The 19,846-nt window shown below is 60.9% G+C and carries 15 protein-coding genes and 2 tRNA genes; 16 read left to right on the top strand and 1 reads right to left on the bottom strand.

What is annotated here, in order from left to right:
* Positions 1-51: 51 nt before the first annotated feature.
* The 7 genes from dnaG (at position 52) to ACP3RB_RS05890 (ending at position 9,013) form a co-directional block, all read left to right on the top strand.
* Positions 52-2,142: a DNA primase gene (gene dnaG / locus ACP3RB_RS05920; RefSeq protein ID WP_426698790.1), complete on the top strand. Its 2,091-nt coding sequence runs from the start codon at positions 52-54 to the stop codon at positions 2,140-2,142.
* A 227-nt stretch (positions 2,143-2,369) separates the two neighbouring features.
* A tRNA-Asn gene (locus ACP3RB_RS05915) sits at positions 2,370-2,442 on the top strand.
* Between the two features lie 544 nt (positions 2,443-2,986).
* Positions 2,987-3,859 carry a phage holin family protein gene (locus ACP3RB_RS05910; protein WP_426698789.1) on the top strand — a complete coding sequence of 291 codons (873 nt, stop codon included), beginning with the start codon at positions 2,987-2,989 and terminating at the stop codon, positions 3,857-3,859.
* Between the two features lie 309 nt (positions 3,860-4,168).
* The gene (locus ACP3RB_RS05905; protein ID WP_426698788.1) at positions 4,169-5,374 is read left to right on the top strand and encodes a glycosyltransferase; all 1,206 of its coding nucleotides are present in this window, start codon (positions 4,169-4,171) and stop codon (positions 5,372-5,374) included.
* Positions 5,375-5,492: 118 nt separating this feature from the next.
* Positions 5,493-5,566, top strand: a tRNA-Ile gene (locus ACP3RB_RS05900).
* Positions 5,567-5,838: 272 nt separating this feature from the next.
* Entirely contained in the window at positions 5,839-6,852 is a 1,014-nt protein-coding gene (locus ACP3RB_RS05895) for a hypothetical protein (protein ID WP_426698787.1), read from the top strand.
* A gap of 10 nt (positions 6,853-6,862) precedes the next feature.
* Positions 6,863-9,013, top strand: coding sequence for a flagellar motor protein (locus tag ACP3RB_RS05890; protein WP_426698786.1), 2,151 nt, complete (start codon positions 6,863-6,865; stop codon positions 9,011-9,013).
* A 132-nt stretch (positions 9,014-9,145) separates the two neighbouring features.
* Here ACP3RB_RS05890 and ACP3RB_RS05885 read toward each other — a convergent pair whose 3' ends face one another.
* Positions 9,146-9,805, bottom strand: a complete 660-nt coding sequence (locus ACP3RB_RS05885) for a M23 family metallopeptidase (protein WP_426698785.1) — start codon at positions 9,803-9,805, stop codon at positions 9,146-9,148.
* Between the two features lie 512 nt (positions 9,806-10,317).
* Here ACP3RB_RS05885 and rpsB point away from each other — a divergent pair.
* The 9 genes from rpsB (at position 10,318) to ACP3RB_RS05840 (ending at position 19,846) form a co-directional block, all read left to right on the top strand.
* The gene (gene rpsB, locus ACP3RB_RS05880; protein ID WP_304193884.1) at positions 10,318-11,115 is read left to right on the top strand and encodes a 30S ribosomal protein S2; all 798 of its coding nucleotides are present in this window, start codon (positions 10,318-10,320) and stop codon (positions 11,113-11,115) included.
* Between the two features lie 153 nt (positions 11,116-11,268).
* Entirely contained in the window at positions 11,269-12,099 is an 831-nt protein-coding gene (tsf, locus tag ACP3RB_RS05875) for a translation elongation factor Ts (protein WP_005507065.1), read from the top strand.
* A 195-nt stretch (positions 12,100-12,294) separates the two neighbouring features.
* The gene (gene pyrH, locus ACP3RB_RS05870) at positions 12,295-13,038 is read left to right on the top strand and encodes a UMP kinase (protein WP_049350194.1); all 744 of its coding nucleotides are present in this window, start codon (positions 12,295-12,297) and stop codon (positions 13,036-13,038) included.
* Positions 13,039-13,333: 295 nt separating this feature from the next.
* Entirely contained in the window at positions 13,334-13,891 is a 558-nt protein-coding gene (gene frr, locus ACP3RB_RS05865; protein WP_294646009.1) for a ribosome recycling factor, read from the top strand.
* A gap of 87 nt (positions 13,892-13,978) precedes the next feature.
* Complete coding sequence (locus ACP3RB_RS05860) at positions 13,979-14,806, top strand: phosphatidate cytidylyltransferase (RefSeq protein ID WP_304193881.1); 828 nt, start codon at positions 13,979-13,981, stop codon at positions 14,804-14,806.
* Between the two features lie 216 nt (positions 14,807-15,022).
* Positions 15,023-15,610 carry a cell division protein DivIVA gene (locus tag ACP3RB_RS05855; RefSeq protein WP_012903944.1) on the top strand — a complete coding sequence of 196 codons (588 nt, stop codon included), beginning with the start codon at positions 15,023-15,025 and terminating at the stop codon, positions 15,608-15,610.
* 283 nt (positions 15,611-15,893) lie between these two features.
* Positions 15,894-17,090, top strand: coding sequence for a 1-deoxy-D-xylulose-5-phosphate reductoisomerase (dxr, locus tag ACP3RB_RS05850; protein WP_426699568.1), 1,197 nt, complete (start codon positions 15,894-15,896; stop codon positions 17,088-17,090).
* A 513-nt stretch (positions 17,091-17,603) separates the two neighbouring features.
* Positions 17,604-18,458, top strand: a complete 855-nt coding sequence (locus ACP3RB_RS05845; protein WP_426698784.1) for a chromosome partitioning protein ParA — start codon at positions 17,604-17,606, stop codon at positions 18,456-18,458.
* 197 nt (positions 18,459-18,655) lie between these two features.
* Positions 18,656-19,846 carry a secretion protein HlyD gene (locus ACP3RB_RS05840; protein ID WP_426698783.1) on the top strand — a complete coding sequence of 397 codons (1,191 nt, stop codon included), beginning with the start codon at positions 18,656-18,658 and terminating at the stop codon, positions 19,844-19,846.

The following is a 19,846-nucleotide window of genomic DNA, read 5'->3' as shown; positions in this document are numbered from 1 at the left end:
CTGCAACGCCTGTAGGCGCTGCCTGTTGACCCTCACCGTAGAATTGAGTTTATGGCTGGATTAATCCGCAAAGAAGACATTGATGAAGTCCGCGCCCGTACCGATATCCGCGAAATCATTGAAGGCTATGTGAGCCTCAAAAGCGCCGGTATAGGCACCTTCAAGGGGCTGTGCCCGTTCCACGACGAGCGCACGCCCTCCTTCAATGTGCGCCCGCAGGTCGGCTCGTACCACTGTTTCGGTTGCGGTGAATCCGGTGACGTGTACTCCTTCGTCATGGCGATGGAACACACCAGCTTCGTTGAGACGGTGGAGCGTCTAGCCGCCCGTATTGGTTACACCCTGCACTATGAGGGCGGTAAGCCCGGCGACCGCTACGAGGCGGGTATGCGCCGCCGCCTGCTCGACGCGCACAAGATTGCCGCCGAGTTCTTTGAACGCAACCTCTACAGCGCTGATGCTCAGGAGGCGCAGCGCTTCCTCGGCGCCCGCGGTTTCGATCCCGCCGCAACCCGCAAGTTCGGTGTCGGCTACGCCCCGCGCGGCTGGGACCACCTGCTCAAGCACCTTCGCTCCCAGGGTTTCACTGATGAGGAGCTGAAGGCTACCGGCATGTTCTCGGAGGGCAACCGCGGCCTGTACGACCGATTCCGCGGCCGCATCATCTGGCCCATCCGCACCATCGCCGGTGAAACCATCGGTTTCGGTGCCCGCCGCCTCTTCGACGACGACCAGGGCCCCAAATACCTGAACACCCCCGAGACGCAGCTGTACAAGAAATCCCAGGTGCTCTACGGCATTGACCTGGCAAAACGCGATATGACCAAGGCTAAGCAGGTCGTCATCGTGGAAGGCTACACGGACGTCATGGCGGCACACCTCGCCGGCATCACTACCGCCGTTGCCACCTGCGGCACCGCGTTCGGTCCCGGCCACATCAAGATGGTGCGCCGCATGATTACCGACGACGGCTCCGGCGGCGAAATCATCTTCACATTCGACGGTGACGCCGCAGGCCAGAAAGCCGCCATGGCAGCCTTCCAGGAGGACCAGCGCTTCGTCGCGCAGACCTTCGTGGCGGTAGCCGAGAACGGCATGGACCCCTGCGACCTGCGCCTGCACAAGGGTGACGCCGCCGTGCGCTCGCTGATTGCTTCGCGCCGCCCGCTGTTCGAGTTCGCGATTGATTCGACCCTCGCCAAGTATGATTTGGCGACCCTTGAAGGCCGCGTGCTGGCGATGCGCGCTATCGCCCCGATTATCGCCGGCATTAAGGACCGCGACCTGCGCCCCGCCTACATGCGTAAGGTATCCGGTCAGCTCGGGCTGGAGCTCGACGAGATTCAGCGTGCCGTGGCGTACGCACAGAACCACCCGAAGCTTTCTCGCTCCCAGCAGGCGGAGGCTACCGCCGCCGCACCGCGTTACGAGCGTCTGAACGAGGGGCCGCAGGGCGTGCCGGGTGCGCCGAGTTATGCAGGTGCTCAGGGTGCAGTTCATGCTGACGCGCCCTACGACCCCGCCTACGACGCACCGCCACCGGAAGACCACGCCGCACCCAGCGTCTACGCCGGGCAGAACGCTGCCGCGCACCCGCCGAGCAGCATTCAACCCACCGCACCCCAGCTGGAGGCGACCGCCCCCGCCGTCGAGGAGTTCCTCACCCCCGACCCGCGCGATCCGGTTGCCCGCCTCGAAAAGGCGGCGCTCGAGATTGCCCTGCAGCACCCCGAGCTCATCAGCGTGGAACAGTGGCGTAACCTCGCAACCGTGCAGTTCCGCTACCGCACCCACCGTGAGGTGGCCGCCGGCATTATTCACGCAGCAACCGTCATGGCGCCCACCCCCGGCATCGAATGGATCAACTGCGTGCGCTCTGGCGCTGTGGAGGGCGTGCACCCTGCCATCGCGGAGCTCGCCGTCTCACCGCTACCGGTCAGTAGCGCTGAGCGTCTGCCCGGTTTTGTGACTGGTGCGCTCAATGCTCTGTTCGAGCAGCAGATCGCCCGCCAAAAATCTGACCTGATGATGCGCCTGGAACAGCTCAGTGCAAACCCCGACGACGAAGAGTTCGAAGCGGTACAGCGTCAGCTCCTCGAACTGGAAATGCGCCGCCGCCAGCTCAGCGCACAGCGCGGCTAAGTACGGTTCTTCCGCTACGCCCAGGCACCCTGCCGAATGTCCTGTGTTCTGCAGGTTGCCGGGGAATACCGCGGGTTCGCCGGAGCCTGCACCACCCAATCCAGCCACACAGCCAACCACACACCCCAAAAGTGATGCACTTCATAGCATTTCAAGTTGCGGAGCCCAAACAGCCCCGGTATAGTTATTACTCGTTGCAAGGGAAACCAGCAACGAAAACAAAATAATCCCCCGTAGCTCAATTGGCAGAGCATTCGACTGTTAATCGAAGGGTTACTGGTTCGAGTCCAGTCGGGGGAGCAAATATAGCAAGAGCCCCGGAACGAAGTTCCGGGGCTCTTGCTATATACGTTCCTCTGGCTCGAACCAGTAACCCCTCGGGCTTGCGCCCTCGGCGAGGCAAAGATTTTTGGTTCCTCGCGCGCTCGGAAAATCTTCGCCTCGCTAGTTCGAGTCCAGTCGGAACGTTCTCTCCAAAGCCGTGAATGAGTAACCCCTCGGGCTTGCACTCCCGGCGAGGCAAAGATACTTCACCCTGCAAAAATGTGAAATCTAACGCACAGAGAAGTTCTCTGCCCACACACGCCACACGCCCACTCGGCGCGTAGCGGGGGAACGGCGCATCGGCATCCTCTTACGCCTACTCCAGAGCAAATCCACAGGCGCAACCAAACCCAGAAAGCTACGCCTGCAGCTCAATGCAGCCTCCAGAAAGTCGAAAATACCTGAAGAGATAGCGCAAACCCCCGTTCAAACGGTCACGCGGAGGTATCATAAGGGGCTAAACTATAGGAGGTGGAGTGCGAAAAAGAAGCCTCCAAAAACACGTCACGGAGAGGTGGTCATGACCACTACTACTAATCCCAAGGCACCCAAGCGTTTCTTTGCTGGCATCAGCGGGATTAAGTCCGGCGTCGCGAACATCATCGACGCTGGCAAAACCTTCAAGACCCTCGGACCCAGCCAGGTCAAGGACGAAATCCAGATTGCAAAGCACGAGCTGAAGACCAAGGGTATCGCCGTTGGTAAGGGCGCAGCCTTCTTCGGTGTCGCAGCAGTCTTCGGTCTGTTCCTGATCATTGCGCTGGTCGCCGCAGCAATCCTCGGCCTCGGCACCGTCATGCCCTACTGGGCATCCGCGCTGATCTTCGCCCTCATCTTCCTCATCGTCCTGGCAATCTGTGCCCTGGTCGGTCTGAAGAAGGTCAAGGCACAGCTGCCGTTCAAGCCCGAATCCGCAATCTTCGGTCTGCTCTTCGACCTCGGCGTACTCAAGGAAGGTACCGCCATGTCCGCTGAGCGCCTGAAGAAGGAACAGGCAGAGCGTGCAGAGCAGAAGGCTAAGGAAGCTGAAGAAGCAGCAGAACGCGCACGTCAGGAAGCTGAAGAGCGCAAGGCACGCGGTGAGGAAGAGCCCAAGCCGCCGACCTTCGAAGAGCTCAAGCAGCGCACCGCAGAGCGTCGCCAGCACCTGGCAGCCCTGCGCGACGACCTGCAGTCCTACACCGGCGACGTTCAGAACAACACCCAGCAGGCTCTGGACGCTCTCAAGGCAGTGCCCTCCGAGGTTGCTGCAAGTGCAGCAGCTACCGGCCGCGGCCTGGCAGAGAACGTGCGCAAGCCCGAGGTTCTGCAGGCACGCTGGAAGTCCTTCGCAGCACTGGGCGCATCCATTGCAACCGTCCTGCACTTCCTGAACCGCCTGGTTCGCCGCTAAGCACTGTTCGCCGCTCAACCGGCGCAGGTTTAACGCCAAGCATCCAAACGCCCCGATACTCGTATCGGGGCGTTTGTGCGTCTACAGGCAGGTTGCTGGCTCCTGCCCCAACGGGAGGTTTGGAGGTAACTCCCAGCCAAAACCCGCCCTCCACGAGTCGGAGAAGGACGCAGCTCACAGGTAGAATAGACAAGTGCTGTACGTACCGGACCCACCCGGTGCACGCGGCAGACAGAGGTAGAGCGGCGCACCGTCGCACCCGAAACCCCAAAGTCACCGACACACTACACCCCGATGAGGAGCCCCGTCATGGAACAGGCAAAGACGATTCTGATTGGCGCAGAAACCTACCCGCCGGACATTAACGGTGCAGCACAATTCGGTCACCGCCTCGCCACCTCCATGCTCAAGCGCGGCCACTCCGTACACGTAGTCGCAGCCAGCCCCATCCCCGGCCCCAGCTACCGCACCGAGGTAGAGAGCGGCATCGTAGAGCACCGCCTGCGCTCGCACCTGCCCCCGACCCACGAGACGAACCGCATCTGCGTGCCCTGGGAGATCTGGTCCGAGGTTGGCGCGATCCTCGACGAGGTCCGCCCGGATGTGGTGCACGTGCAGTGCCACTACATTATTGGTCGCGCCCTCATCTTCCAGGCGAAGCGCCGCGGTATCCGTGTGATTGCAACCAACCACTTCATGCCGGCGAACCTGGACCCGTTCCTGCCCTTCCCCTCCGCAGTGAAGCGCGTGATTGAGAAGATCACCTGGAAGGATATGCGTTTCTGCTTCTCTAAGACCGCGGTCGTTACCACCCCCACCCAGATTGGTGCGGATGCGATGCGCGACCTGGGTCATTTTGACCGCCCCGTCATGCCGGTGTCTAACGGTATTGAGATCAGCGACTACGAGCTGGCTGAGGGTGCTGACGCTGGCAAGGTTCCCGGTGAGCTGCGTATTGCTTTCGTGGGTCGCCTTGCCGAAGAGAAGAACGTGGACGTGCTCATCGAGGCGCTCTCCCTGCTGCCGGATACCCTCGAGCACGTGGTGCTGGATATCGCCGGTGGCGGCGAGCTGCGTGAGGCTCTCGAGCAGAAGGCGCACGATTGCGGCGTGTCCGACCGCGTGATTTTCCGCGGCTTCGTTCCGGATGAGCATCTGCCCGAGGTGTACCAGATGGCTGACGTGTTCTGCCAGCCCGGTACCGCCGAACTGCAGTCCCTGGTGTCCCTGGAGGCGATGAGTGCCTCCACCCCCGTGGTACTCGCGAATGCGCTGGCTCTGCCGCACCTGGTGGAGGAGGGAGTGAACGGCTACCTCTTCGAACCCAATAACGCTCAGGATTTGGCGAAGAAGCTGGAGGCTGTGCTCTCCCTGCCCGCCGCTGAGCGTGAGCAGATGGGCCGCGAGTCCCGCCGTATCGTGGGCTTCCACAGTGCTGAGAACACCTGGCGCACCTTCGAGGAACTGTACGTGAGCGACGCTCCGTACCAGCGTTACCTGGATTCGCGCCGCTAAGCTTCTCTAGACCCTGGGCGGTGGCCTTGAGTAGTAGAGCGTTTTTCGTTCTCAGTCGCCGTTCAGGTACTCTAGAGGATGGTGCTGGCGTCCATTGCGCACCGTCACTGCACCGGATGGGGAGTTAGCTCAGCCGGTTAGAGCAGGGGACTCATAATCCCTTGGTCGCGGGTTCGAGCCCCGCACTCCCTACGGCCCCGCCCGTCGACTTCACCCACTTGTCGGCGGGCGGGGCTTTTTCGCGCCCTCTTTTCGTGCTCTTTTGTCGTGCTTTCGGGGGGCTTATTTTCGTGCAAGGAATGCATCAACGGTGATGAAAATGAGTAAATGACGAACGAAGACGCATCATAGCGTTCAGTACGGTAGGGTTGAAGAGTCCTGTCACGAAAGACAGCGTGATGCCGCCGGTAGACGCCGATTCAGCCGGTAGGTGTTGCTTCCACACACCATACGAGAGGATCTCAATGTCGGAGAACACTCCCAACAACCCGTCGCAGGGTGCGTCTGCAGCCGGTGGTTACGGCTACGATGCCGGCGCGCGTCCCGCGCAGGACGCTTCGCTGCCTATTCAGCCGGGTAACGCAGCTCAGCCGCAGCAGCCCGTTCAGCCTGCCGCGCCGGTAGCACCTCAGCAGCCCGTTCAGCCTGAGCCGGTTCAGCCGCAGCAGGCACCCCAGCCCGCTCAGGTAAACGCTAATGCGCAGCATGAGGCTCAGGCAGCCCCTGCACAGCCCGGCCAGCCTGCCGCCGCACCTCAGTTCGATGCAACCCAGCCCGGTGCTGCTCAGCCGGGTCAGCCCGGCCAGGCGGTCTACGTACCCGCCGCGCCGAACCCCTTCGTGACGGCTCTGCGCGCAACCTGGGATGCGTTCCTGGAGGTCTTCGCCGGCAAGCCCGGCCCCGCACAGTCCCGTCTGGCCGCCTCCGGCCTGTGGGGTTGGGTTATCCCCAGCCTTCTGCAGGCCATTATCTCGGCGTTCTTCCTCACCCAGCTGTCGCTGGGCTTCGTGAAGTTCGCGTTGCGTGATGCCTACGGCCTGGTGGCTTACAAGATTAACTTCGGTCAGGTCTTCCTTGCCTTCCTGGTGTTCCTCGTGGTTTCTGCCGTGGTGCTGGTTCTGCGCGGCGTGCAGATTCTGCTGACCGCTCGCATCGGTAAGGTTCCGGCGAACTTCTCGTCCTCGATGCAGGTAGTGGCGGTTTCGTGCCTGCCCCTAATCCCCACGTACATTCTTCTGAGCCTGGTGGCTCTCTTCATGCGCGGCGTCAGCAGCAACGAGGGCTTCGGGTTCATCTTTGTGCTGCTGGGCCTGGTGATGTCCTTCGCAGTGTTCTCAGGCGAGGCACTCATCTACCTGGGCTTGAACCGTCTGGGCCGCTTCGCTAAGTCTCCGGTCATCATGCACGCGCTGCTGAGCACCGCGTGGGTGCTCGCCGTGATGGTTGTGTACTTCATTACCTTCCGCATGCTCAACTAAGGAAACCCGTATGCAGACTCTGACTTATTCCGTTCAGCGTGGCTCCCGCCAGCGCTGGATGTTCCTGGCGGTTCTGCTGACCATTGCCGCCCTGATTCTGAGCGCCTGCGGTGCGAAGATTGAGACTCAGCTTGGCCTTGAGAGCGCCGAGAAGGGTACCCGCACCATGCAGGTTTCCTTCAATATGAAGGACAACAAGGACAAGATTAAGGGCGGCGTTGAAGCCCTTGATGCGTCCGTGCGTAAGCACCTGCCCGAGGGGCTGGAATACGGCGGTATTCAGTCTGAGGGTGACAAGGCACGTGCGACCTTCACCATTCCCTTCTCCTCTGTGGATGAGTACCGTACCAAGGTTGCTTCTATCTTGAAGGCGGCTGGTTCCAAGACCGAGCCTACCGTCACTATTCTCAATACCGAGCAGGGCCTGGTACAGGGTATCCAGGTGAAGGAAAACTTCAGCTCGAAGGAACTGCTGGGTTGGCTCCCCGAAGCTCTTGTCGTTGATGGCGTGATTGAATCCTCCAACAAGAATAGTGTGTTCAACAGTAGCGGCAGCGAAACCACTGTGAAGTTTGGCGAGAAGGAAGTGAAGAACTCCGGCGGCTCCACCATCTCCGCGAAGGACGTGCAGGACCGTGGCTTCAAGGTGATGGTTCTTGAGCTTCAGGAAAAGGATGGTGGCTACTCTGCTACTGCCTCCTTCGTAGCGAAGGACATCATGAACTCGGAGACCGCCGCTGCGGTTGACGCATACCTGAATCAGGTCAAGCCTGAGGGCTCCGAGCTGAAGAAGGGTCTGACGTCTTCCCAGGCAACCTATATGGCTCCCTCTGCTTCTACCAGCGCGGCAAAGGAAGAAGTTGGCCGTACCCTGACCTTTAGCGCTTCCTCCCTGGACGACCTGAACACTAAGCTGAAGAAGCTGCTGGGTGCGGGTACCACCGATCTGAGCTACACCCGAGAAGTCAAGGAAGAGTCGAAGACCTTCTACGTGCGCAAGACCATGAAGGGCGTACTGGACTGCTCGCTGCTGTGCTCTCCGGAAGGCAACGGTCTGGAAGTTATCCTGAAGGACAGCTCCGATCACAGCTACCAGGTTGATAACACCGGTAACTCTGGCTCTTCCTCTTCGAAGAGCGTCCTTCACCTGAACCGTTACCTTTCGCAGCAGGTGACCATGAAGGGCGTGAAGGTGGCTACCTCCCTGGGCCTGGACGGTTCCATTGAGGCACGTTTCCTCTACTCCTTCCCGAGCTCTGACGTAGCTGGTGCAGAAGAGGCTCTGAGGAACGCTTTTGCCGGTGGTAGCAATGACGAGACCGAGGTTCGTCAGGACGGCGATGCCACCATCGTGAGCGTGAAGGTTCGCGGTAAGGACGAAGCCGAGTTCAACCAGCGACTGAACGAGTACCTGCCCGAATCGAAGGTGACCGTCACCCGCCCCGGTGGCTACCACCCCTTCGGCTCCGACTACACTCTGAAGCCGGATATTAAGCTCGCTCAGAAGCTGGGTAACTACTACCGTGTTCCTTACGAGCTCACTTTCAAGGCACCGACCTTCTCCTCGCTGGATCAGCAGAAGGTGAACACCCTCAACTATGACTTGGCGCGTGCCGGTGTACAGTTCACCGTTAATGGTGGCGAGCTGAGCATCAAGAGTGAGAATGGTGTGTTTAGCGGTAACGCGCTGACTATTCCGGCTTCCGGTCTGAGCATGACCGACGTAATTGTGGATGCAATCATCGTGGGTCTGCTGCTGCTCATCCTGGTTCTGCTCTTCCTGTTCCGCAAGAAGATCGCGGCGGCTCGTGCGAAGGTCCGTGAGCGTCGTGCCGCTTCGGCTGCTGCACTGGGTGCAGCTGCGGGTGTTGCGACCGGTTACGGTGCAACCCAGGCTGATGTACAGAACGGCTACCAGGCTCAGAATGGTTACCCGGCACAGGGCGGTTACACTGCTCAGCCCGGTTACCCCGCACAGAACAACGCCTACACTGTCGGTGATGATTCGCCGACTCAGGTGTTCACCCCGCAGCAGGGCTTGAACTACGGTGAGACTGAACCGACCAAGGCAATGCCGGCCTATATCCCTCCGACTGAGCAACCGGTTCAGTCCACTCAGTCGAACCAGTTCGGTGCTGATGACGGTGACGTCCTCCAGTAAGTAGCTGCCCCTAGCGCCTACGCTAGAGAACGCGACCTAGGCTGGCTCCTGTGGCCCGTTGTCTCCTTTCCCGGGAGGTGACGGGCCACAGCCGTATCCGGTTCTGCTCATACTCGGCACCAGTACCCGCGCCTAATATCCGCCCGGCACGGGCAACAGAATGCTCGGCTCCTTCGAGCCCAGCAGGCTCATGGGGTTGATGTACTCGGCGGTCTTGCCGCTACCGTCCCCGCGGGCGCCTCCCTGGCGTACACCCCAGTACAGGCACGCGGTGGTGCACCGCCGGTAGGGTCGCTCGCCATTGCCGCCTACACTATCCGGGGCGGCGACGGTGCCGATGACCTCACCGGCTGCAACCGTGGTGCCGACCGGGAGTGCTTCGTCCATGGGTTCGAAGGTGCTGCGCCGCCCATCCGGATGCGCAATGACCAGCACTTTGCGGTTGACGACCGTGCCGCTGAAAACCACTTTTCCCGGCGCCGGTGCGTAGATGCGCCGGTCGTTCTCGGGCACGGCAAGGTCCACGCCGCGGTGCCCGGCGCTCCAGCGTTGGGCGGGCTTCTCAAAGGGGTTGACCACCCGCGGTTTGGATTCGGCGGTGGGGGAGCGGTAGCGTAGTCGGCTTGCGGTGAGCTCAACGGTGCTGGGAACTGATGCACTGCTAAGAACTGGCGCACTGCTGGGAACTGGCGCACTTAAGGTGGTGCCGTCTGTAAAACCAGCCCCGCCCGAATAGTCCTGACTACCCGCGTAGCTCTGCTCGCCCACATAGCCCTGCCCACCCGCGCTCACAAGTGCACCCAGCAGGCAGCACGCCACCAGCATCGCGCGCCGCAGCGTTCCCTCTAATATCTTCATGTTCTGCTTCATCTTCTGAGCACATCACGAATCGCCTAGCCCCGCAGCGCCTCAGGAAAAATTGTGGATAACCCCGCCGAATCCGGCTTAAAATCCTTTATCCACAGTGCCCCTGCACACACCTGCCGCACCTGCACAGGTTTTAACCCCAATCCGGCGGATTAATCGCGGAATATACGGTACAATGTCGTATTGCAGTGTGCCTGCGCGGGTATTCTTCCTCTTCGAGAGGCTCCGCACAGCATCACTGACGACGCGCGGCGTGAGCGGCATCCTCAGATGGGGAGCCGATAAGGGACCTTCGGTCCACCCACACGGGGTGGTTAGGGCCTGAGCTGAACGGGCAACCGTGAACGCTAACCGCCGCCAGGAAAAACTGATAACTACTATGCGCGCGTTGGGCTAGCCCGAATGGGAGGTCCGCGCGGCACCACAAAGGAGACGACATGCCCGTCGTAACTATGCGTGAAATGCTGGACTCCGGCGTTCACTTCGGTCACCAGACCCGCCGTTGGAACCCCAAGATGAAGCGTTTCATCCTGACCGAGCGCAACGGCATCTACATCATCGACCTGCAGCAGTCCCTCGCCTTCATCGACAAGGCATACGAGGCTGTTAAGTCGACCGTCGCACACGGTGGCAACATCCTGTTCGTGGGTACCAAGAAGCAGGCTCAGGAAGTTATCGCTGAGCAGGCAACCCGCGTGAACATGCCCTACGTGAACCACCGCTGGCTCGGTGGTATGCTGACCAACTTCAGCACCATCTCCAAGAGCATCGAGCGTATGAAGGAACTCGAGCAGATTGACTTCGACGATGTAGCAGGTTCTCGCTACACCAAGAAGGAACTGCTCCTCATGCGTCGCGAGTTCGAGAAGCTCGAGAAGACCCTCGGCGGTATCCGCAACCTGTCCAAGGTTCCCTCCCTCCTGTGGGTTGTTGACACCAAGAAGGAGCACCTGGCAGTTAACGAGGCTCAGAAGCTGGGCATCCCCGTTGTTGCTATCCTCGACACCAACTGCGACCCCGACGAGGTTGCTTTCCCGATCCCCGGTAACGACGACGCTATCCGCTCCGTCAACCTGCTCACCCGCGTGATTGCTGACGCAGTGGCAGCCGGCCTGATCGAGCGCAACGCTAAGAAGAACGGCAAGGCTGAAGCAGCTGAGGAGCCCCTGGCAGCTTGGGAGCGCGAGCTCCTGGAGCAGCACGAGGCTGCAAAGGCTGAAGAGGCAGCTAAGTAAGCTTTCTTAGCCCACTAAGCTTTATGCTTTGTGGCCCCCACCCGCGGGGACCACGTTCGGACGGCGCCCGCCCTGACCTGGGCGCGGCGCCGTCCGCCATATGTACCACCGGGATGTCATCCCGATTTATTACAGCAACACAAGGAGTTCACAATGGCGAACTACACCGCAGCAGACATCAAGGCACTGCGCGAGAAGACCGGCGCAGGTATGCTCGACGTCAAGAAGGCTCTGGACGAGGCTAACGGCGACCAGCAGAAGGCTGCCGAGATCATCCGCGTTAAGGGTCTGAAGGGCATCACCAAGCGCGAGGGTCGCGCAACCGCTGAGGGCCTGGTGGCTGCACGCGTTGAGAACGGCGTTGGCTACATGATCGAGGTCAACTCTGAGACCGACTTCGTGGCAAAGTCCGACCCCTTCATCGCTTTCGGCCAGAACGTGCTCGAGGCTGCTATTGCTGCTGACGCTTCCACCCTGGAAGAGCTGCAGGCTGCATCCTACGAGGGCAAGACCGTTGAGGAGCTGACCACCGACGCTGGTGCACTGCTCGGCGAGAAGATCGTTGTCCGCCGCGTTGCACGCGTTGAGGGCGAGAACGTTGCAGTTTACCTGCACAAGACCTCCAAGGACCTGCCCGCACAGGTTGGCGTTCTGCTGGCTGTCTCCGGTGAGAACACCGACGAGATCGCACACGACGTTGCAGTTCACATTGCTGCAATGAGCCCCAAGTACCTGGATTCTGAGTCCATCCCCGCAGACCAGATCGAGACCGAGAAGCGCGTTGCTCGCGAGACCGCAATCGCTGAGGGCAAGCCCGAGAAGATTCTGGACAAGATCGTTGAGGGTCGCCTGAAGGGCTTCTTCAAGGAGAACACCCTGCTGGATCAGGACTTCGCAAAGGACTCCAAGAAGTCTGTTGCACAGGTTCTGTCCGAGGCTGGCGCAACCGCTACCGCATTCGCACGTTTCCGCGTGGGTGCATAAGGACTCGCTGCAGTTCTACCCTCCCGTAGTGCGGGTTCCCGGTAAGGGAAATCGTATGAGGTTGGGATTATAGCCTGAAGCCGGGTAGTCACCACTGGTGGCTACCCGGCTTTGCTGTATCCTTGATAAGGACTAGGCGGCAGGAGCCCGCCCCGATCACCTATAACAACCCCTAGGTAAGCCACTGGAGGAACCATGCCTGAAGCTATTTCGCACCCGATTCACCACGATGAGACCGGCCGTCGCCGCGTTTTGCTCAAGCTTTCCGGTGAGGTTTTTGGTGGCGGCGAAGTTGGCATTTCGACTGAGGTCGTGCGCAGCATCGCTAAGCAGATTGCCGCAACCGTTGGCGAAGTTGAGACCTCCATCGTGATTGGTGGCGGCAACTTCTTCCGTGGCGCTGAACTCTCTCAAGCGGGCATGGACCGCTCCCGTGCAGACTACATGGGTATGCTCGGCACCGTGATGAACTCCCTGGCTCTGCAGGACTTCCTGGAGCAGGAGGGTATTGACACCCGCGTTCAGTCCGCTATCACCATGCCGCAGGTTGCTGAGACTTACATTCCTCGCCGCGCGATCCGCCACATGCAGAAGGACCGCGTCGTGATCTTCGGTGCAGGTGCGGGTCTGCCCTACTTCTCCACCGACACTGTGGCTGCTCAGCGCGCCCTGGAAATTCACGCAGACGAGGTTCTGGTCGCTAAGAACGGCGTGGACGGCATCTACACTGCTGACCCGAACAAGGACCCCAACGCTGAGCGCCTGTACAACCTCACCTACGATGAGGCAATGCAGCGTAACATCCGCGTGCTGGATCAGACCGCGTTCTCCCTGTGCCGCGACAACAACGTGACCATGCGCGTGTTCGGCATGCAGGGTGACGGTAACGTGACCCGCGCAATCCTGGGCGAGAAGATGGGTACCCTCGTTACTCGCTAACCCCTAAATTTTTAGGGTGGGGCGTGCGGAACGCCCCCTCACACTGTGACCGTGCTCGATAGCGCGGACTTATTCTGGACGGTACCGCGCGGGTAAGCGCTAAAACTCGCTTATGCCCGCCGGTACCGTCTAGACTTATATCAAATACGACGTTCTGCCTCTTTCCCGCCAACTTTGCAGTATCCTTAAGGTTTTCGCCTCGGATGCGCCGCGAACCGGTGAGAAATCATGAGTGCTGAACGCGCACCCACCGACAATTCTGGTACCCCAGAATACCGACAAAGGAGATCCTTTCGTGATCGAAGAAATCCTTGCCGAAGCCGGCGAGAAGATGGAAAAGACCATCGAAGCAACCAAGACTGAGTTCGCTAAGGTCCGCACCGGTCGTGTGAACCCCGCAATCTTCAGCGGCTTGACCGCCGAGTACTACGGTGCACCGACCCCGCTGCAGCAGCTGGTGTCCTTCAACGTTGAGGACGCACGTACCGTCAAGATCGTTCCCTTCGACGTGACCGCACTGGCAGCTATCGAGAAGGCGCTGCGTGACTCCGACCTGGGTGTTAACCCCAGCAACGACGGTGCAGCTATCCGCGTTGTCATGCCCGAAATGACCGCTGAGCGCCGTAAGGAATACACCAAGCTCGTCAACCACAAGGCTGAAGAGGCTCGTATCTCCATCCGTAATGTCCGCCGCCACGCTAAGACCGCTATTGACAAGCTGGTCAAGGACAGCGAAATCGGTGAAGACGAGGGCGCACGCGCTGAGAAGGAACTGGACGCACTGACCAAGAAGCACATCGACCAGGTCGACGCACTGTACAAGCACAAGGAAGCTGAACTGCTCGAGGTCTAAACCCTAATGAGTGCACGCAAAGAAGCGAAAGAAGAGAGAAGCGCACCGCCTGCTCCACAGCCGAGCCCGCAGACCGCTGCAACGCCGGTGAAGTCGCGCAGCGCCAAAGCTGGCCGTAACCTGCCCGCCGCCATTGGTGTGGGCGTTGGTTTCGGCATGCTGCTGGCGTTGGGTCTGATGTACCAGCCGATTTTTGTTGCGATCGCTACCGGCGCGGCAGCTTTGGGCGCCTGGGAGATTGGACACGTGCTCAACACCCGCCGCGGCTACGGCATCCCGGAGTACCTGCTGGGTGGCCTGTCTGGCGCAATTGTGGTGGTGTCTTACCTGTTCGGTTTTACCGGGCTGGGCATCGCCCTAGCGGTGAGCCTGCTGGTGCTGCTGCTCTCTTCTGCTCTTGTGCGTGCTGACCGTCAGGTCTCACTGGGTAAGTCTTTGAGCGGTAGCGCCCTGGCTCTGCTGTGGGTGCCGCTGATGCTGGGTATCGCCATGGTCTACTTCCAGACGGACCACGGCGAGCGCGGCGTCCTCATGATTCTGCTGATGGCCATCTGCAATGACACGTTCGGCTTTATTGCCGGTGTGAATTGGGGTAAGCACCCGATGGCGCCGAAGATTTCCCCGAAGAAAAGCTGGGAGGGACTGGCTGGTTCCTTCGTCGGCTCGGCGGTTGTTGGCGCTATCGCCTTGGCGGTCATGGGTTCGCCCTGGTACTGGGCTATTCCGCTGGCGGCGGTCATGGTGGTCGCTTCGACTGCCGGTGACCTGGTGGAGTCCGTGTTCAAGCGCCGTATGGGTGTGAAGGACATGTCGAATATTCTGCCCGGTCACGGCGGCATGATGGATCGCCTGGACTCGATTCTTTTCGCTGCGGCGGCTGGTTGCCTGATTTTCCGGTTTATTATGCCGCTCTAGGCCTGAAGCTTTGATCGCTGACGAAGGCGGGGCGTTTCTTCCCACGAGTGGGGGAGGAGCGCCCCGCCTTTGCTGTACCCGTTTGCTGTACCCATCTTGCTGTACCTGGTGAATCAGGGGTGTAAGGGACTATATCTAAGACACCGCCCGCCCACCTTGCATCGGGTAGCCTGCGCATTGGTATTCTTAAAGTTCAATCGTCGAGAGGAGCCCACCTTGGCAAGCACCACCCACGGAGGCGGATTTGCCCGTGCAGCAGAAACCGAACCCGGCTACAAGCGCAGTGAAGTAGACCGCCTGTTCACCCGCCTCGCCGAGGACTACGAGAAGCTCAGCGGAGCCGCCGAACTGCCCGAAGACCTCTACACCTCCCGACGAATCCGCCAGGTCGTCTTCCGCGAAGAACCCGGCGGCTACCAGCTGGATGTGGTCGACCGCGCCCTCGAAAAGATTGAGGAACGCTTCGCCAAGCTCGAGCGCAGCCGCTACATTGAGGCGTACGGCCTGGACAACTGGGAACGCTCCCTCGTAGAGACCGGCGAGCTGCTCGCTGGCCGCCTGGAACGCCCCGCTGGTGAGCGCTTCCGCCGCCCCAGCAAGCGCCGCCACATGGGCTACTTCGTCGGCGATGTGGACGCCATCTGCGACCGCGTGTACGCCCAGCTCAACAGCGAAGAGCCGCTGGACCCCTCCGTGGTGCGCCACGCAAAGTTCCGCCCCGCCTCGGGCACCGTCAGCTACGAGGAATCGCAGGTGGATGCTTTCCTGGACCGCTGCATTGAGCTGCTGCAAGATCTGCTCTAAAACGTTATGCGTTGAATCCCCCGCCCCGTATGACAGGGTGGGGGATTCTTCTGCGCTGGGGTCTTCTACGTAGTGGCTTCTGAGCCGAGGCTTTCTATGCTGAGGCGAGGCTACACGTCCGGATACACGCGCGAGCTCATGAGACACTAGAACCATGAAGTTTGGATCCTCAGCACGCGTCGGCGGCAGCCGCGACCGCCTCACCGACGCCCTCACAGAACTCACCCGCGCACCGCAGCGCATCACCCTCCTCGGCTCAACCGGCTCCATCGGCACCCAAGCCATGGAAGTCATCGACCACCTCGCCGCGCTCAAAGGTACCAGCGCCTCCGCCGACGATGCACCGCTGAAGGTCGTCGCCCTCTCCGCAGGCTCCCGATCCCTCGAATTGCTCGCACGCCAGGCAGTGCACGTGCGCGCCGAACTGGTCGCCACCAGCGGCACCGCAGACGACGCACAGCGCCTCCGCGAACTTATCGAAGCGGCAGCCTCCGAAGCCGGCATTACCGGCTACACCCCGCAGATCGCCCACGGCGCCGAAGCATCCGTACAGGCGGCGGCACACCCGGCAGACACCGTCCTGAACGGCATCACCGGCTCCATCGGCCTGGAACCGACCCTCACCGCCCTCAACAGCGGCTACCGCGTGGCACTGGCCAACAAGGAATCCCTCATCGCAGGCGGCCCGCTCGTACGCGCCGCCGTCGATGCATCCCCCCTGAACACCCCCATGGTGCCCGTCGACTCCGAACACTCCGCCCTCGCGCAGGCGCTCGCCTCCGGAACCGACGCAGAAATCGACCGACTGATTCTCACCGCATCGGGCGGTCCCTTCCGCGGCTACAAGCGCGAACAGCTGCACGACGTGACCCCCGCGCAGGCGCTCGCACACCCCACCTGGGACATGGGCCTGGTCGTCACCACCAACTCGGCAACCATGGTCAACAAGGCACTCGAAGTGCTTGAGGCACACCACCTGTTCGGCGTGGACCTGGACCGTATTGACGTGGCGGTTCACCCGCAGTCCATCGTGCATTCCATGGTGCAGTTCGTGGACGGCTCGACCATTGCGCAGGCGTCCCCGCCGAGCATGGTGCTGCCCATCGCGCTGGGTCTGACCTGGCCGCACCGCATCCCCGGTGCCGTGCCTGCTTGTGACTGGTCGAAGGCGGCATCCTGGACTTTTGAGCCGCTGGACGAGGAAGCATTCCCCGCCGTGCGCATGATCAAAGACGCCGGTAAGGTCGGCGGCACCCACCCGGCAGTGTTCAACGCCGCCAACGAGGAAGCCGTGGCAGCATTCCATGCGGGCGCAATCCGCTTTACTGACATTGTCGATTCGGTGGCGCGCGTGCTGGAGGAGCACACCGGCAGCGCTGAGGCTGTCTCTGACGCTGATTTGACGCTGGAGGCTGTGCTGAACGCGGAGCGTTGGGCTCGCGTTCGTGCGAATGAGCTGCTGGGTATGACCGGCAACTAGCCGGTTCTTGGGATGCATGTCCCGGAATGGGACGTGGAGGAGCTGGTGTTCGTCCTCGCCCCGCTGGTTGGGGAGGCACGCCGCATGTTTCCTCCGCGCCTACGCAGGGGCACCCGTCACCCGGACGCTCCGCTTTCTCCTTGCTTCGCTGCGGAGAGCGTCCGTGTGACACCCTGAGGGCGCTTCCGGAAAACACGGCGCGCCACCGCCGGTAGCCTAGCGTGCGTGTGGAGGGGCGGTGTCGTCCGAAAGTGACATCAGGGTGCCCGAAGCGAAGCGAGGGCGGGTGCCCCTGTAGGAACGAGGACGAACACCGCCCCTCGTATCGTCCCCAGCCAGCCCCTCCCAGACACTGCATAAGGCGAGGGGACGAATACCGCCCCCTCTTGCCTCCCCCCCCCCGGCGCATAGTAGGCTAGTGTTCAAATCATCTTCTCTCAAGGGCAAACAATGGTGAGCCCTGTGAACGAGTGGACAAAGATGCAGCTATATTTCACGAGGAAGTGCCCACCTATGCGTCGACAGAACACCCTACGAACCCTAGCCGGGGCTCTACTCCCGCTAACCCTGCTGCTTAGCTCCTGCGCATCCGGGCAGCCCAGTGCCGACTCCTCGGCGTCCGCTAACGCTGAGAAGGCGTATAGCGCCTCCAAGAGCCCCGATAGTCAAGCTATCGAAAAAGTAGAGAACCTCGCCTCACTTTCTGACAACGTTGTTCGTGCCTACCAGCGTTCCCTGAGCCAGTGCATGGCTGAACGAGGATTCCCGAACTACAAGGTTCCTGCAGGAGAAACTGAACCCCCGCTGCTACAGACCACTGGTTTCGAACCTCTCACCGTCGCTGATGCCCGTGCTCGCGGATACAAAGAGCGCTCATCCTTGGCGACTGCTGAGCTGGAAGAGCAGAGCCGGACTATGAGCGACGCTGAAAAGCAGGCTCTTGACGGTACCGAAGGAAAGGGCGGTTGCCGGCAAGAAGCCACCCGCGCAGTCTTCGGTTCAGAGGAATCCCGCGCGACCATACGAAAGGTCTACATTACTGCCGTTCACTATCTTAACAACGACGCGATTACCAAAGACCTTGGGCCTGCCACCGAGAAGTGGGCACAGTGCATGAAAGAACACTTTGGAGGCGACTACACGTCTCCGGATATGGCTCGCCTACAGTACCGCCAGAACAACCAGGACACCCACGAGCTGGCGATCAACGATGCGACCTGCCGCGAAGCAACCGGGCTAGATGCAGAACAGCGAAAGATGGCTATCGCTTACCTGAGTTCCTTCCTCGAAAAGGAGCAGGGTCTCATCGAGCAGGTGACCACAATCAAGAAAACTGCTGAAGAGAATGCCCGAAAGATTCTGAGCTAATCCTGCGGGCTAATCAGACCGGACTAACCAGAACAGGCTTACAGAGTAGCTGCAACGGCTACACCTCGTCACAGCGTATTGTGCCCGGCACGTATCCCCGTGCCGGGCACAAACTAACCCCACACGGCATCGCCGCCCCTAAGCCCAAACGGTACAGACAATAGCGTTCCCACACGCGCACCCAAAGAAGGGACACCATGAGCGCCACCCCCACCCGCCAGAAGAAAACCCTCTGGCTCTACGGCATTATTGCCCTGCTCCTCATCATCACCGTTGGTACGCTCATCAGCGCCCAAAACATCAAAACTACCGCCCAAAAAGACGCAGAAGCGGCACCCCCGGACCCCTCAACCATCACCGCCACGGTCACCCGCGAGAAACTGCGCACCACTGTGCCCCTGACCTGCACCGCGAACTACGCCACCTCAACCCCGCTGCGCTACAGCGGTGAAGGGCAGTACACCGCAATCACCATCAAACACGGTGACACCGTCGGCAACGGCACCCTCATCGCAGAAGTCAACGGTGAACCGCTCATCACCCTCACCGGCGGTTTCGCGCTCTACCGCGACCTCAAACTCGACGACAGCGGCCCCGACGCCGCACTCCTCAACGAGGCACTGACCGCCATGGGACGTCAGGGCCCGCAGCCCGCGCGCATCACCGAAGACACCTACGAGGCTCTCAACAACCTCCTCGACAGCCTCGGCTACGCGCACGTCAAGACTGACCAGCCCATTCCCGCCCGCTACTTCCTCATCATCAACCGTGCCGGACTCGTCACCGGCAACCCCCGCGCAACCGGCGCTATCGCAGATGGTCCCGTAGCCACCATCGCAGAAGGTAGCAAGACCCTCAGCTGCACCGGAACCACCGGTAGGCTCACCCCCGAAGCCCGTAGCGGCCAGAAGGTAACCGTGCCCTCCCTCGGTGATACTGAGTACGTTGCAACCCTCGGATACAAGAACACCTCCGAAGCCGCAGGTACCGCAGGCAACAGCCAGACCGGTCGTCAGGCCAATGGCGCAGAAGGCGCGGCTGGATCCAACCTCAACGGCGCAGCCGGTGCGGCAGGAAGCACCGAAGGGGAACGCATCCTCACCCTCGACGTAGGGGATAAAGCGGACAGCCTCCGAGGCGCCGTCAACGCGGAACTCACCCTCGAAGAAACCCCCGAAGCGCACCTGGTCGTGCCCTCATCGGCGCTCTACACCCGTGACGGACAGACCCGAGTCATCGTACTCGGCCCCGAAAGCTCCAACGGATCGAAGGCACGTGAAGAACGCGAGGTAACCGTTACCGTCATCAGCAACGCCAACGGCAAGAACGCCGTCACCGGTGACCTGCACGAAGGCGACAGCGTCAAAATTATGCGCGAGAAAAAGTAG

The organism is Rothia mucilaginosa, assembly GCF_049990865.1.
Taxonomy (GTDB): domain Bacteria; phylum Actinomycetota; class Actinomycetes; order Actinomycetales; family Micrococcaceae; genus Rothia; species Rothia mucilaginosa_I.
The sequence above is the reverse complement of the archived record's forward strand: the minus strand, read 5'-3'. Positions and strand labels throughout refer to the sequence as shown.

What these genes read in the sequence shown, in the direction of transcription:
- tsf (WP_005507065.1), top strand. Translation starts at nt 11,269, where the DNA reads ATGGCGAACTACACCGCAGCAGACATCAAGGCACTGCGCGAGAAGACC.
- ACP3RB_RS05905 (WP_426698788.1), top strand. Translation starts at nt 4,169, where the DNA reads ATGGAACAGGCAAAGACGATTCTGATTGGCGCAGAAACCTACCCGCCG.
- ACP3RB_RS05895 (WP_426698787.1), top strand. Translation starts at nt 5,839, where the DNA reads ATGTCGGAGAACACTCCCAACAACCCGTCGCAGGGTGCGTCTGCAGCC.
- dnaG (WP_426698790.1), top strand. Translation starts at nt 52, where the DNA reads ATGGCTGGATTAATCCGCAAAGAAGACATTGATGAAGTCCGCGCCCGT.
- pyrH (WP_049350194.1), top strand. Translation starts at nt 12,295, where the DNA reads ATGCCTGAAGCTATTTCGCACCCGATTCACCACGATGAGACCGGCCGT.
- ACP3RB_RS05910 (WP_426698789.1), top strand. Translation starts at nt 2,987, where the DNA reads ATGACCACTACTACTAATCCCAAGGCACCCAAGCGTTTCTTTGCTGGC.
- ACP3RB_RS05890 (WP_426698786.1), top strand. Translation starts at nt 6,863, where the DNA reads ATGCAGACTCTGACTTATTCCGTTCAGCGTGGCTCCCGCCAGCGCTGG.
- ACP3RB_RS05845 (WP_426698784.1), top strand. Translation starts at nt 17,604, where the DNA reads ATGCGTCGACAGAACACCCTACGAACCCTAGCCGGGGCTCTACTCCCG.
- dxr (WP_426699568.1), top strand. Translation starts at nt 15,894, where the DNA reads ATGGAAGTCATCGACCACCTCGCCGCGCTCAAAGGTACCAGCGCCTCC.
- ACP3RB_RS05840 (WP_426698783.1), top strand. Translation starts at nt 18,656, where the DNA reads ATGAGCGCCACCCCCACCCGCCAGAAGAAAACCCTCTGGCTCTACGGC.
- rpsB (WP_304193884.1), top strand. Translation starts at nt 10,318, where the DNA reads ATGCCCGTCGTAACTATGCGTGAAATGCTGGACTCCGGCGTTCACTTC.